Raw genomic sequence first — 14136 nt, forward strand, 5'->3', positions numbered from 1 at the left:
AGGTCTTCTGCCCATGCCCAACCCCCTCTCCGCCCTCGGCATCGCCCACACCGCCCTCAGCCTCGTCCCGCTGGGCGCAGCGATCTACAGCTTTGCGCGCTACCGCGCCATCGAGCCGGACACCCGTGCCGGCCGCGTGTACCTGATTGGCCTGGTGGCCTCGGTGCTCACGGCCTTCGGCCTGTCGAGCACGGGCGGCTTCAATGCCGGGCACGCGCTGGGCATCCTGGCCCTGCTCGCCGTGTCCGGTGCCTGGCTGGCACCAAAACTCTCTTTCCTCGGGCGGGCCAGCGCCTACCTGGCCACCCTGGGCTGGTCGTTCAGCGTCTTTTTGCTGCTGGTACCTGGCATCAACGAGACGCTGACGCGCCTGCCGCCCGCGCAGCCGCTGGCCTCGGGGCCGGACTCACCGCTGGTGCGTGGTGCGCTGCTGGCCTGGCTGGGGATCTTTGCCCTCGGCTATGCCGCCCAGGTGTTCATGCTGCGCGCACGCCGGCGTGGCGCAGCCGCGGCACGCCGCTGAACGGCCGAAACGCTCAGCGCCGGCCGCGCGTGCGGCTGTGCACGATCAGCGCCCCCAGCACGATACCGGCTGCCAGGCTGGTGTGGCCGCTGTAGCTCACCAAGCCCATGCTCCAGCCCTGGGCCTGCACGATGATGGCCAGCGCCACCACCAGTGCTCCCCAGCCCAGCAGGCGCCACAGCCAGGTGGCGCGCGGAGCCAGCGGCTGGCCAAAGAGCTCGTCCTGCTGGCGCTCGGTGCCCAGCGCCAGCGCCGCAAACGCGACGAGGCAGACCACAAAGGTGGCAGCGTGGGCCATCAGGCACCCTCCTTCGCCATGGCCGCACCCGCCGGCACCACGGGGGCTGCAGGCGCACGCGCCGCCCGGCGCTTGGGGCCCTGGTGGCGCGCCGTGCGCACCGCCAGCCACCCATGCAGGCCGGCCAGCACCCAGAGCATGAGCTCGAAGCCCACGAACACCCAGTCACCCTGCGCCAGGCTGCGCCACAGCGGGCGGTCGGTGGTCAGCGCGCTGACCACGGGCAGCAGGGCCAGTGCCGCAGCCCCGATCCAGAACTGCTCGATCCACGCACGGCGCGAAGGCCGCAGCATGGCATGCGCCAACGTGAGGGCCCAGACGATAAAGAACACATGCACTTCCCAGGCGGTGCGCTCGGCCATGCCCTGCGGCAGCAGGCGGTTGCCCCAGAGGAAGCCCGCCATGGCGATGGACAGGCCGGCGATGCTGGCGATGTTGAGCTTTTCCACCAGCCGGAAGCCGAAATGCGGCCGCGCCGGGTCACCGAGCTTCTGGCGGCGCTTGACGGTCCACATCACGAGGCCCGTTCCCACCATGGCCGTGCCGGCCAGGCTCACGATGAAGTACAGCCAGCGCATGTGCAGGTCGGAAAACCGCCCAAGGTGCAGCGAATACAGCACGCCACGGGTTTCGGCCGCGGGGCCCACGCTTTCCTTGACCTCGAGCAGCTTGCCGCTCACGCCGTCGAACAGCATGTACTGCGGGCTCATGGTCACGCGGCCGGCCTCGCCGCGCGTCACGCTCACGCGCGCCGCGGCGTCGCCCGCGTTGGTGGCCGTGACCCGGCCCACATTGCCCTCGCCCCAGCGGGCCTGGGCCTGGCGCACCATGTCGTCCACCGGCGCCAGCGGCGCGGCCTGGCCCGTGGGCTTGCCGGGCTGGATGAAGGTGTTGAGCTGGGCCGTGAGCTCCTGGCGTTGCGCCGGCGTCTTGTACGCTGCCTGCTCGCCGAACGGCATGTACAGCGCCATCAGCGTGATCAGGCCGGTGTAGGTGATCATGAAGTGGAACGGCAGCCCGAACACCGAGAGCGCATTGTGCGCATCCAGCCACGAGCGCTGGCCCTTGCCCCAGCGGAAGGTGAAGAAGTCGGTGAAGATCTTCTTGTGCGTGATGACCCCGCTGACGATGGCCACCAGCATGAACATGGCGCAGAAGCCCGCGAGCCAGCGCCCCCACAGCACGGGCATGTAGTGGAACTGGAAGTGGAAGCGGTAGAAGAACTCACCGCCCACGGTCTCGCGCGAGGCCACCTTGTCGCCGGTCATCGGGTCGAAATTGGCGCTGCCGAAGCTGCGGCCGTTCGGGCCCGGCGCCTGTCCGCGCGGCAGGCGCCAGAAGCTGTCCATGGTGGTGTAGCGCTCGTCGGGCAGGCGCATGCTCCACTGCGGCGCGTTCGGCGCCAGCTCCTGCAGCTTGCCGGCGATGCGCTGGGCGGCCTCGGCCGCATCGGGCACCACCGAGCGGTGCGGCATCTCGGGCCGCATCCACTGCGAGATCTCGTCCTTGAAGTAGCTCACCGTGCCCGTGAGGAACATCGCATACAGGAACCAGCCGCACAGCAGGCCGGCCCAGGTGTGCAGGTCCGACATGGTCTGGCGGATGCCCGGTGCCTTGGGCGCATCCACCGGGGATGTTGTGTCCTTGTTCGTCATTGGGAAGCTCCTGCAGAGGACGACCATACGCTCCATGCGGCCAGCAACAGCGGCAGCGCCGCCACCAGCAGCCCGCCCCAGGCGCGCCAGGCGCTGCGCACGGCAAACACCCAGATCACCGCGCCGGTGTAGATCGCAAAGCTGGCCAGCATGCCCGTGATCACGGCCTGCGACCGCGTCATGGGCAGGGCCAGCACGGCCACGCTGAACAGCGCGGCCAGCACGTAGCCGCCGCCGATGGCGGCAACGGTGCGCGACAGCACCGGCCCGGCACGCCAGATGCCGCGCAACAGATTCGTCACCATGCCCACTGCTCCTGCCTCACCCGGGGCTTCAGAAGTCGACCGCAGCCGACAGCATCAGCGTGCGCGGAGCACCCACGGTCACGTAGTTGCTGATGACCCAGTAGTTCTTGTCGGCCACGTTTTCCAGGTTGGCGCGCAGCACCAGGGGCTTGCCGGCCACCTTGGTGGCATAGCGGGCGCCCAGGTCCAGGCGCGTCCAGGAGTCCACGCGCAGGCGGTTGGTCGCGTCGGCGTACATGCTGGAGGTGTGGATCACACGGCCGTTCACGCTCAGGTTCTGCACGGGGGTGTCCCAGTCCAGGCCCAGGTTGAAGGTGCGGTCCGGCACGCCGGCCGCGTCGTTGCCCTGGTTCACGCCACCGGCGGTGCGCGTGAGCTTGGCGTTGTTGAACGAGGCGCTGGCCATGGCACGCAGGCCGCGCTGCACTTCGCCGTAGGCCGTCAGTTCCAGGCCGCGGTTGCGTTGCTCGCCACCAAAGCTGTAGCGGTTGGTCACCGGGTCGGTCATGGCGCTGGGGCGCTTGATCTGGTAGATGGCGGCCTGGGTGGTCAGCTGGCCCCAGTCGACCTTCACGCCGATTTCGTTCTGCTTGGACTTTTGCGGTGCAAAGGTCTCGCCGGCGTTGGCCGTGCCGGGGCCGGCCGTGCCGCCGCGCGTGAGGCCTGCGGTGTAGTTGGTGTAGACCGAGATGTTCTTGGTCGGCTTGAATACCAGGCCTGCCAGCGGCGTCACGGCGCTGGCTTTGTAGTAGCTGGAGGAGGCGCCCGTGTTCACGTTGAATGCGCTTTGCTCGATGGTCTGGTCACGCATGCCCAGCGTCAGCAGGTAGCGGCCGCTGTCGAACGACAGGGTGTCGGCCAGCGCCACGCTGTGCTGCTCGAGCTCGCTGCTCTTGCTGGGGTTGCCACGCGGGAAGGTGATGGTGGGCAGCGGCGCAGGGTTGTAGATGTTGGAGGGTGCGTAGGTGCTGGTCAGCTGGTAGAAGTAGCCGATCTCTTGGTTCAGGTAATTCGTGGACAGGGCCACCGTGTGGCCGATGCCGCCGGTCTGGAACTTGGTGCGCAGGCCCGCGTCCATCGACGAGGTCTTGTTGTACGCGTCGTAGTAGCCATTGGCCACCGTGAAATTGCCCAGCGAATCCACACGCAGCCCGGCCGTCGGGAAGTTCTGCTCGTTGGTGTTGTGGGTGTAGCCCACGCCGCCATACACCACGGTGCTGTCGTTCAGGTCGTACTCCACGCGCGACATCAGGGTGCGCATGTCGTCCGTGAGGTTGGCGCCGGGGTAGATGCTGGTGCGGTTGTCCGGTGCGGCGGGCATCTGCGTGATGCCGGCGCGGAAGGCCGTCTGGGGGCGGAACTGCCGGGTTTCACCTTCGGTGGCATAGGCGTCCAGCGACCAGCGCAGGCGGCCGCCCGCGTAGTCCAGACCCAGGGCGGCCAGGTCGGCACGCTGGCGGCCACCATCGACGTTGCCCTCGCCGTTGCGCACCAGCGCGTTGGCGCGCACGCCCCACTGGTTGTCTTCGCCGAAGCGGCGGCCCACGTCCACATGGGCGCCGAACTGGGCCTTGCCCATGTAGGTGGTGGTCAGGCGCGTGATCGGCGTGTCGGCCGCGCGCTTGGTCACCAGGTTGATGCTGCCGCCCACGCTGCCGCTGGGGCCCACGCCATTGGTCAGGGCGCCAGGGCCCTTGAGCACTTCCACGCGCTCGATCAGCTCCAGCGGCATGCGGGTCGAGGGGCTGAGGCCGAACAGGCCATTCACGCTCACGTCGGTGTTGGACACCGTGAGGCCACGCACCTGGAAGTCGTCACCATAGCCGCCGCGCGCCTGCAGCGTGCGCACCGAGGCGTCGTTCATCACCACATCGGCCACCGTCAGGGCCTGCTGGTTCTGGATCAGCTCGTTGGTGTAGTTGGTCGTGCTGAAGGGCACGTTCATCTGGTCGGTCTTGCCCAGCATGCCCAAATCACCACCGCGCGCGAACTGGCCGCCGTGGTAGGTCTTCTGCAGGCCGCCAATGGCTTCGGCCTGCTCGCGCACCTTCACCTCGTCCAGCGTGGCGCCACTCTGTGCGGCCGCGCCCACGGCGGCCACGGCCAGGCCCGCGCCCAGGCATTGGCGCACCAGCAGGGCCAGGGGGTGGGGGGTGAAACGCTGGGAGTCGCGCAGCGAACGGGGGATCATGGATTGCATGGCAGGGCCGGAATATGGAAAAAAGACGAGCGAACGCCCGGCCGGGGCCGGGTCGATGGCATGGCGGGAAGTCGTACAAGCTGCGGCAGCGCGGGGCCGCTCAGGTTCATTCCTGGAAACAAATCAAAACGACAACTATTCTCATTTTAATTTAGCACTTGCCGAACGGGGAGGCCTGGCTCTGTAAAGCCCGTCTGCCGTCTGTTCGCGCAGTGCCGGGAAAACCCGAATCCACCGCAAGGCGCTGTTGGGCGCTACCAAATTCAGAGCAAACTGGTTATCAACCCGTTGCATCTTCGCAACGATACAGGGCATTCCAGGCCGTTGGAGTTCCTGGGACTGCGTCTTGCCGCCCCCCGCCCAACCCCGCTGCACTCCCAGAGGTAGGAGGACTGCATGCGCCCAGCCCTCCCCCTATTTCCCCCGTTGGCACTGCGGGTCCCTGTCCATCGTCATACTCCCCGGCGATGCAAGAACACCATGACCGACTCCGACGCCTGAACGAGGAAAACACCATGCCACTGCACCGAGCATCCCGACAAAGCCCTTCCCGCCCACTGATCGCCGCCTGCCTGGTGGCCGCCGGCACGGCCATCGCCGCCACCGCCGCGGTGGCAGGCACCGTGGATGTGCGCTTCGTCGCGCCGGAAAAGTACACCGACGCCAGTTACTCCAGCCCCGTGGCGGGCGAATCCGACCGCGCCCAGGTGCTGCGCGACATCGACCAGCACCTACAGCGTCTGGCTTCTCGGGGCCTGGCCCCCACCGACAACCTCAAGGTCGAGGTGCTGGACGTCGACCTGGCCGGCCACTTCCCCCCGCTGGGCGCCGGCGGCTCCGAGGTGCGCGTGGTCACCGACGTCACCGGCCCGCGCATCCGGCTGCGCTACAACCTGATGCGCGACGGCGCCGCCACGGTATCCGGCGGCGAAGAGGTGCTCAGCGACCTGAACTTCATGGTGCCCAGCAACCGCTACTCCAGCGGGGACCGGCTGCGCTATGAAAAAGTGCTGCTGGACCGCTGGTTCGAGAAGCGGTTCGGCTCCAAGTAGGCGCGCTTGTCCCTGGATTGCACGGGCCGGGTTTCCCCGATGTCTAATGGCGGCCCAGAAGACCTGTCCCCACGCCATGCTCCACTACCTCACCGTCCCCGTCACCGCCTTCCAGCAGAACGCCTCGATCCTCTGGTGCGACGCCACGAACAAAGCCACCATCGTCGACCCGGGTGGCGACCTCGACGTGCTGCTCGCCGAGGTGCAGCGCCTGGGCCTCACGCTTGACCAGATCTGGCTCACCCACGCCCACATCGACCATGCGGGTGGCACGGGTGAGCTGGCCGAGCGGCTGTCCCTGCCCATCGTGGGGCCGCACCCCGGGGACCAGTTCTGGATCGATGCGCTGCCGCAGCAAAGCGCGATGTTCGGCTTTCCGCCCGCGCAGCACTTCACGCCCACGCGCTGGCTGGCCGATGGCGACACGGTGCAGATCGGCAACGAGACGCTGCACGTGCGCCACTGCCCGGGGCACACGCCGGGCCATGTGGTGTTCCACGCGCCGCAGATCGACCGGGCCTTCGTGGGCGATGTGCTGTTTGCGGGCAGCATCGGGCGCACGGATTTCCCGCAGGGCAACCACCAGGACCTGATCGACAGCATCACCGGGCGCCTGTGGCCCATGGGGGACCAGACGGTGTTCATTCCGGGCCACGGCCCGGAAAGCACTTTCGGCCGCGAGCGCAAGAGCAACCCCTATGTCGGCGGCACCTGATCGCCGCTATTCGGAAGCCTTCTTTCCCAGCAGAGCAGTGAGCCCCGTGGCCAGGGTGCCGCGCCAGTGCAGGTAGTCGTGCCCGGAGGCGTATTCGCGGTGCTGCACGCTGTAGCCCTTGGCGCGCAGCACGTCGCGCAGGTGGCGCGTGGATTCGAGGATGCCGACCTGGCCGGTGCGGCCGCCTTCGAACAGGCCGGCCTCCAGGTAGAAGCGCACGGGCTTCACCGGGGCCTGCACATAGTCGCGTGTGAGCGATGAGGGTTGCTGGCCCGGCGTGCTCCACCAGAACGAGCCCGATTGGCTGTAGACGTTGCCGAACCACTCGGGGTGCGTGAGCCCCAGGTAGGCCGCGGCCAACCCGCCATAGCTGGCTCCTGCGACCACGGTGCGCGCGGGCGCGGCGGCCACGCCCTGGCTGCGCGCCCAGGGCATGAGCTCGGTGGCCAGGAAGCGGGCGAACGCCGGGTTGGGCGGCAGTTCGTCGCCGCGCGCCTGGCGGCTGGGGTTGCTGATGAGGATGGCGGCCATGGGTGGCAGTTCGCCGGCCGCGATCAGGTTGTCGAGGATGGTGGGGGTGGGCACCTCCTTCTGGTAGGTGTCGCCGTCAAACACCACCAGCAGCGCATTGGCGCTGGCGCCGGGCTGCCAGCCCGCGGGGCGGTACAGCGCCACGTCGCGTGTATTGCCCAGGGCCTGGCTGGTGATGCGGTGCGCCTCGACCGTGCCCTTGGGCACGCCGGGCCGCTCGGCCACCCAGGTCTGGGGCGGCGCATCGGCCAGCTCGAACACGGACTCGCCCGCATAGATGTCGATGGGCCGGTCGGGAAAACTGCGCGCATTGAACGGGTCGCGCTGGGCCGTGGCCAGGATGGCGCGGCGGCGCACCATGGGCGAGGCATTGAGTTCGGGCACGTCGGGCGCGAGCTTGTAGCCCAGGCGCGTGCCGGCCGGCACGCGGTAGCTGCGGTACCAGACGTCCGAGCTGCCCAGGCGCGTGAGCTGCTCGTGGTTGCCCGAGGGCGCGCCGAACAGCCAGGCATTGCGCTGCGCACCGCGCCAGACGAAGGTGACGCGCACCGTGCCGTCCTTGGCGGGCTCGGCATCGGCCTCCACCAGGGGCGTGCCGCGCTGCTGCACCTCCGCCCAGAAGGCCTCGGTGCTGCCGCCTGCGGCCAGGGATTGCTGCAGCGCACGGATGCGCGGGCTGTCGATGACCTCGGGCGGGGGCATCTGCTCGGCACGCATGACGACCTCGGTCACGCGCAGGCCATAGCTGCCGGCCACGGGCGCGCGCACCTCCAGGGCATAGGGCGGGTTGGGCCCGGCGACAAAGACGAACTCCTGCAGCTCCCCCACGCCCGTGGCCAGCACGCGTTCGCGCTTGCCCTCGGCGTTGGTGAGCACCAGGCGCATGCTGGCGCCCGTGAGGCTGCCGCGCACCATGTCGCCGGGCTGGGCCGTGATGGCATGGGCGCGCGTGGTCATGGCGGCGAGCGAACCCTGCACCTGCCCGCCCGCGCCGAGCGGCGCATCTGCCGGCGTCTGCGCGCCGGCGGGAGATATTGCCAGCAGCGCCCCCACCAGGACACACGCCGCTGCAACCACCCCATGACCATCCCACGAAAAACGCCCCATGCAAACACTCCTTGGTTATCAAAAATCGAACGCTGCCGACAGGCGCACGCTGCGCGGTGCGCCCACGTTCACGCGGCCTGCGCCCCAGATGCTGTCGTAGTACGCCTTGTTGGCCAGGTTGGTGACCGTGGCGCGCAGCACCACAGGCTGGGCGCCGACGCGCAAGGCGTAACGCGCACTCACGTCGACCGTGGTCCAGCCGGGCAGCTTGACACTGTTGTCGCCCGTGAGCCACTGGACGCCCGTGTGGTTCACCCGGCCCGAAACGGCCAGGCCCTGCACGCCCGGGATGGCCCAGTCGGCCCCCAGGTTCAGCGTGAGCTTGGGCACACCGAACTGGGCCAGGCCCTGGTTCACGCCCCGGGTGGTCTTGGTCTGCTTGGCTTCGGTGTAGGCCGCGCCGCCCAGCAGCGTGAGGCCCCGGGCCACCTGGCCGAAGATGTTCCACTCCACGCCACGGTTGCGCTGCTCACCGTCGAGCAACTGGCGGTTGTTGGCCTCGATCAGCGCAGGCTTGCTGATCTGGAACAGGCTCACGGTCTGCGTGATGTCGCCCATGGCCCACTTCACGCCCACTTCCATCTGTTGGGTCTTGTAGGGCTTGAAGGTCTCTCCCTCGTTGGCATAGGGTGCCTTCACCGTGGTGCCGGCGCTCAGGCCTTCCACGTAGTTGCCGTACAGCGAGATGTTCTCGCCCCAGGGCTTGGCGACCACGCCGACCAGCGGGGTCACGGCGGTTTCCTTGTACCTGGCGAGCTTCTGGTTCACCTGCTGGGCGCGCAGGCCCAGGGTGAGCTGCAGCTTGTCCTCGGCAAACGAGAGCGTGTCCACCACGCTCAGGCCGGTGAGCACGTCGTCGTTGTACCTGGTGAAGGTCGACGCAGCCGCCCCGGCCGGCATGGTGATGGGTGTGGGGTTGAAGATGTTGCTGGTGATGTTCGCCGTGCCGTTGCCGCGGCTGCCACCCTCGTAGTCGAGCACGTTGGCGGCCAAGGTGAGCTTGTGCGCCACCGCGCCGGTGGTGAACTGGCCGCGCAGGCCCAGCTCGGCCGTGCTGGTTTCGTACTCGCCCCAGGAGTTGTAGGCCGTGCCCGTGGCATTGCCGGTGGCCGCGTTGGCCACGGTCCACACCGGGCGGGTGCCGAAGATGAAGCCGTCGTACGAATGCTTTGCGTGGCCGGCCGAGGCAAAGGCCGTCCAGCCGGCGTTGAGCTGCGCCTGGCCGCGCACGATCAGGCCCTGGGTCTCGGTGTTGCTGAACACACCTTCGCCATAGAAGAAGTTGGTGGAGCCATCGGGCGCGCGCGGCACCGTGGTCCAGCCGGTGATGATGGGCTGCATGGTCACACCCTTGCGCACCTTGTTGGTGAGCGAGTAGGCATCGGCCTCCACGCTCCAACCCTGGCCCTGGTAGTCCAGCGCCAGGTGGCCGATCTCGCGCTTCTTGGTCTGGTGGTCGAGCCAGGTTTCGCCGCCCGACAGCACGCCGTTGACGCGCACGCCCAGGCGCTGCTCGGGGCCGAAGCGGCGCGCCACGTCGGCGTGCACGCCGACGTTGGATTGGTCGGACCAGGTGGTGGTCACGCGCGTGAGCGGGTCCTTGCCGGCGCGCTTGGGCACCAGGTTGATGGCACCGCCCACATCGCCCGCGGGCGGCAGGCCCATCATCATGGCGCCGGGGCCCTTGAGCACTTCCACGCGCTCGAACATCTCGGTGGGGGTGTTCTGCTCGGGCGCCAGGCCGTACACGCCGTTGATGGCCAGGGAGTTGGCCGACACGGCAAAGCCACGGATGATGAAGTTCTCCACCACGTGGCCTTCGTTGGTCGTCATGCGCACGGAGGGGTCGTTCTTGAGCACGGCGCCAATGGTCTGGGCCTGCTGGTCGGCAATGCCTTCGGCCGTGTAGGACGTGGTGTTGAACGGCGTGTCCATCACGCCCACATTGCCCAGGATACCGAGGCGCGCGCCCTTGGCGACCTGGCCGCCGGGGGCGACAGCAGGCAGGCTGTCAGGGGTTTCGGGCGCGGCGTTCACGGTCACTTCCTTGAGCGATGGCGCCGTGCTGGCTTGCTGGGCCATGGCGGCGCCGGTGCCCGCGAGCAGGGTCCACGCACAGGCCTGGGCGATCTGGCGCAGGGCGAAGGGTTGGGCAGTGAAAGTGCCCCGGGTCGGGCGGCGTGTGCTGTGCATGGTGGTCCTGGAAAGAAGCATGGAAGACGAAGGCCAGGCCCCACCGGAGGCCGAAAAAATCGGAATGATTGCGATTCACCCCATGGGTCGCACCAACGCCCTGGGCGGGCTGCGGCGGTGGAATCCGGCAGGCAACCTGGTTGCAAGTTGTGCCAACGATGATTCCACGCGGACTGTACGACCGTGTTTGCGCGGGCAACAAAGATCTTTGCCGCAGCGCGGCGCTCCCGCGCCTCAAACCCTCCCACGCGCCAATTTGGGCGACATGCCGAAACGCTTGCGGTAGGCCGTGGCGAAATTGGCCGCACTGTTGTAGCCCGCCACCAGCGCCGCCTGCGCCACCGAGAAGCCGTCGCGCTCCAACGCCTGGCGTGCGCGCTGCAGCCGCGATTCGCGCACGAAGTCGAACACCGTGGTGCCGTACACCGCCTTGAAGTGGCGCTGCAGCGTGTTGGCATTGGTGCCCGCCTGGCGCGCCAGCGCGTCCAGCGACAGGTCCATGGCGCCCTCGGTCTGCAAAAAGGCATGCAGGTCGCGCATGCGCCGGTGCTCGTGCGGCAGCAGGCGCAGGGCGGACGGCACGGGCGCCGGTGCGGGCACGGGGGCCGGCGCCGGGCCGCTGGCCTGCTGGTCCAGGCTGGAGAGGGCTTCGCCCACGAGTTCGAGCGCGCGGCTTTCCAGGTACAGGTGCAGCAGCAGCGGGCTCAGGTCGGGCGCGCGGGTGATCTGCTCGGCCAGCGCGGTGATGCGCGCCGAGGGCTGCCAGTGGTGCATGGCCAGGTGCTGGCGGCGAAAGCCGTCGATGGCGTCGGAGGCCGATGGCCCGGCCACCTGCTCCAGCCACTCGGCCCCCAACCCCACGCTCACGCGCCGGGCGTAGGAGCCCCCGCGCGCGCGGCGCTCGAAGCGCTCGGGCTGCGCCACCGATACCAGCAGCGCGCGCGGCAGGCCTGGCCCCGGGGCGCGCGTGCGCGGCAGGGCCGTGCCGGCACTGCTCGACAGTGCCACCCGGCGCGCGCCATAGCTCACGTCGACCGAGCCTTCGAGCAGCACCACGATGCGCAGGCCGGCCTCCATATCGCCGCTGGCGCGGAAATCCTGCGCGTCGGCCACATCGTCGGCATGCAGGTGCAGGCCCGGGCGCAGCACATGCAGGCGCTTCAGATGGCGCTGCAGCGAGGCCTGCATGCCTGCGGACGCAGGCGCCTCGGAGCTGACATGCAAGGGGCTGACGACGGACATGGTGCAGGGGAAAGAAGGGGGCGAACGCCGGGGCCGCTGGCGCAAAGGTTTTTCTCTGCATGGCAAACACAGCGGGCCCGCGGGCATGGGATGCTAGCAAGCTGTCACAATAAATGCAAATGATTCTCAATAGTGAAATTTCACTGCGAGACTTTTCCGCAACGTTTGCACGGACTGACCGCTGACCATGCCCCTCTTCTTCCTGCGCGCCGCCGCGCTGTTTGCCTTCTCCGGCCTCTTCTCGCTGCTGGTGCTGTGGTGCCCGCCCCTGCACGCCCAGGCCGCACCGGGTGCCCCCCAGACAGTGATCGACCTCGCGGGCCGCAGCGTCAAGCTGCCCGCCAAGGTGGAGCGCATCCTGCTGGGCGAGGGCCGGCTGCTGCCCGCACTGGCCGTGTTCGAGCGCGACGACCCGGCCCGGCGCCTGGTGGGCATGATGGGCGACTACGAAAGCCTGGACGAAGCCGGCTATGCCCAGTGGCGCAGCCGCTTCCCGCAACTCGACAAGGTGCCGCGCGTGGGCCGCAACAGCAGCGGCAGCTTCAGTGACGAGCAGGCCATCGCGCTGCGTCCGCAGGTCGCCATCCTGGGCCTGGCCGGTGGCCATGGCCCGAGCAAGAACGACCGCGAGACCTTAGCCCGGCTGGAGGCGGCCGGCGTGGCCGTGGTATTCATCGACTTCCGCCACGACCCGCTCAAGAACACGCCACGCAGCATGGAACTGCTGGGCACAGTGCTGGGCAAGCGCAAGGAGGCCGACGCGTTTGTCGCCTTCTGGCGCGCCCAGCTCGACCGCGTGGAGTCGCGCCTGCGCAGTGCGCCGGCCAGCATGCGCCACCCCACAGTGTTCCTGGAGAACCGGGTGGGCCTGTCGGACGAATGCTGCGCCACCATGGTCGGCCTGGTGGGCCTGCTGATGGACGCAGGCGGCGCGAACAATGTGGCGCGCGGCCTGATCCCCGGCGAGCACGGCACCTTGAACCCCGAGTTCCTGATCGCCACCCAGCCACAGCTGTACATCGGAACGGGCATCGGCAGCATGGCCACGGTGCAGAAGTCGCCGCTGCGCATCGTGCTCGGTGCCGACGCCACGCCCGAGGCGGCACGCGCCTCGCTGGTGCGCGCCACGCAGCGCCGCGGCATCGCCCAGCTGCAGGCCGTGCAGCAGCCGGGCCGCGCCCATGCCATCTGGCACCACTACTACAACTCGCCCTTCAACGTGGTCGCAGTGCAGGTGTTCGCCAAGTGGCAGCACCCCGAGCTGTTCGCCGATCTGGACCCGCGTGCCACGCTGCAGGAGATGTTCACGCGCTTCCAGCCCATTGCGCTGACCGGCGTCTACTGGACCAGCCTCTGATGCGCGCCGATCCCTTGCACAGCAGCACCCGCCGCGCGCTGCTGGCCTCGGGCGCGGGCCTTTGGCTGGCCGGCTGCTCCACCACTACGCCATCGCAGCCCGGCCCGCTGCTGCAGGCGCCCCCTGTGCAATTGCCCGGCACGCACCAGATGGACCTGCGCGACCCGGTGAGCGGCCACACCTGGCGCATCTGGGTGCAGCGCCCTGCCGGCCCCGCCCCGGCCACGGGCCACCCGGTGCTGTACCTGCTGGACGGCAATGCCTCGTTCGCGCTGGCCGCGCAGCTGGCACGCAATGGCGCGGGCCGCCCCGGCGAGCTGCGCAGCGATGGGGCCATCGTGGTCGGCATCGGCCACCCGGGCGACGCCACCATCCACCCCGCCGAGCGCCAGCGCGACTACACACCGCCGGTGCCCGGCGGCACGGCCACTGCCCAGGCGGGCGGTGCCGAGGTGCTGCTCGACTTCATCGCGCGCGAGCTTCAGCCGCGCGTGGCGGCCGCCCTGCCCGTGGACCCGCAGCGCCAGACGCTCAGCGGGCACTCATTCGGCGGCCTGATGGTGCTGCACGCGCTGTTCACCCGCCCAGCCCAGTTCACCCGCTATGCGGCCACCAGCCCCTCGGTCTGGTGGAACAATGGCCAGGTGATGGGCACGGCCGAGCGCTTCGTGCAGGCCTACACCGGCGCGCCGCGCCCCTTCCGCGCACAGCTGCAATTGCGCATCGGCAGCCTGGAGACCGCCGAAGCGGCCGCCACCCCGGCCCGCGCTGCGGTACAGCGCGAGCGCCGCATGCGGGAGCGCACCGAGGCCCTGGCCACGCAGCTGTCCGCGCTGCAATGGCCCGAGCTGGCCGTGCAGATGCAGGTGCTGGCCGGCGAGGACCATGGCAGCGTGATGGCACCCGCGCTGATCGACGCACTGGCCCTGGCCCAGCTGCCGCGCTGAGCCCCCTTTTT

The 14136-nt window shown here is 69.1% G+C and carries 12 protein-coding genes; 5 read left to right on the forward strand and 7 right to left on the reverse strand.

What is annotated here, in order from left to right:
• The first annotated feature begins 13 nt into the window (after positions 1 to 13).
• Entirely contained in the window at positions 14 to 523 is a 510-nt protein-coding gene (locus HNP48_RS00300; protein WP_184854858.1) for a hypothetical protein, read from the forward strand.
• Between the two features lie 13 nt (positions 524 to 536).
• Here the strand turns inward: HNP48_RS00300 and HNP48_RS00305 are convergent, their stop codons facing one another.
• From HNP48_RS00305 to HNP48_RS00320, 4 genes are read right to left on the reverse strand one after another with little or no spacing between them, the layout of a single operon-like run.
• A complete protein-coding gene (locus HNP48_RS00305) occupies positions 537 to 821 on the reverse strand; it encodes a DUF3325 domain-containing protein (protein ID WP_184854859.1) in 285 nt (94 codons plus the stop codon).
• On the reverse strand, positions 821 to 2476 hold the full coding sequence (locus tag HNP48_RS00310) for a PepSY domain-containing protein (protein ID WP_184854860.1): 1656 nt from the start codon (positions 2474 to 2476) through the stop codon (positions 821 to 823). The genes HNP48_RS00305 and HNP48_RS00310 overlap by 1 nt, the downstream gene beginning before the upstream one ends.
• Positions 2473 to 2781, reverse strand: coding sequence for a DUF3649 domain-containing protein (locus HNP48_RS00315; RefSeq protein ID WP_184854861.1), 309 nt, complete (start codon positions 2779 to 2781; stop codon positions 2473 to 2475). Before HNP48_RS00315 ends, HNP48_RS00310 begins: the two co-directional genes overlap by 4 nt.
• A gap of 28 nt (positions 2782 to 2809) precedes the next feature.
• On the reverse strand, positions 2810 to 4981 hold the full coding sequence (locus HNP48_RS00320) for a TonB-dependent siderophore receptor (RefSeq protein ID WP_260420036.1): 2172 nt from the start codon (positions 4979 to 4981) through the stop codon (positions 2810 to 2812).
• 515 nt (positions 4982 to 5496) lie between these two features.
• Here HNP48_RS00320 and HNP48_RS00325 point away from each other — a divergent pair.
• Both HNP48_RS00325 and HNP48_RS00330 read left to right on the forward strand, forming a co-directional pair.
• Positions 5497 to 6033 carry a DUF3016 domain-containing protein gene (locus tag HNP48_RS00325; protein ID WP_184854862.1) on the forward strand — a complete coding sequence of 179 codons (537 nt, stop codon included), beginning with the start codon at positions 5497 to 5499 and terminating at the stop codon, positions 6031 to 6033.
• A 76-nt stretch (positions 6034 to 6109) separates the two neighbouring features.
• The gene (locus HNP48_RS00330; RefSeq protein ID WP_184854864.1) at positions 6110 to 6748 is read left to right on the forward strand and encodes an MBL fold metallo-hydrolase; all 639 of its coding nucleotides are present in this window, start codon (positions 6110 to 6112) and stop codon (positions 6746 to 6748) included.
• 6 nt (positions 6749 to 6754) lie between these two features.
• Here HNP48_RS00330 and fes read toward each other — a convergent pair whose 3' ends face one another.
• The 3 genes from fes to HNP48_RS00345 all read right to left on the reverse strand — a co-directional run bounded on the left by fes (position 6755) and on the right by HNP48_RS00345 (position 11821).
• Positions 6755 to 8236 carry an enterochelin esterase gene (gene fes / locus HNP48_RS00335; RefSeq protein WP_260420037.1) on the reverse strand — a complete coding sequence of 494 codons (1482 nt, stop codon included), beginning with the start codon at positions 8234 to 8236 and terminating at the stop codon, positions 6755 to 6757.
• Positions 8237 to 8404: 168 nt separating this feature from the next.
• Positions 8405 to 10579, reverse strand: coding sequence for a TonB-dependent siderophore receptor (locus HNP48_RS00340; RefSeq protein ID WP_184854866.1), 2175 nt, complete (start codon positions 10577 to 10579; stop codon positions 8405 to 8407).
• 234 nt (positions 10580 to 10813) lie between these two features.
• The gene (locus HNP48_RS00345; protein ID WP_184854867.1) at positions 10814 to 11821 is read right to left on the reverse strand and encodes a helix-turn-helix transcriptional regulator; all 1008 of its coding nucleotides are present in this window, start codon (positions 11819 to 11821) and stop codon (positions 10814 to 10816) included.
• 187 nt (positions 11822 to 12008) lie between these two features.
• On the opposite strand from HNP48_RS00345, the gene HNP48_RS00350 reads away from it, so the two are divergent.
• Positions 12009 to 13178: an ABC transporter substrate-binding protein gene (locus HNP48_RS00350; protein ID WP_184854868.1), complete on the forward strand. Its 1170-nt coding sequence runs from the start codon at positions 12009 to 12011 to the stop codon at positions 13176 to 13178.
• Positions 13178 to 14125, forward strand: coding sequence for an alpha/beta hydrolase (locus tag HNP48_RS00355; RefSeq protein WP_260420038.1), 948 nt, complete (start codon positions 13178 to 13180; stop codon positions 14123 to 14125). Before HNP48_RS00350 ends, HNP48_RS00355 begins: the two co-directional genes overlap by 1 nt.
• The last annotated feature ends 11 nt before the right edge of the window (positions 14126 to 14136 follow it).

Source organism: Acidovorax soli, from assembly GCF_014207955.1.
Lineage (GTDB): Bacteria > Pseudomonadota > Gammaproteobacteria > Burkholderiales > Burkholderiaceae_C > Acidovorax > Acidovorax soli_A.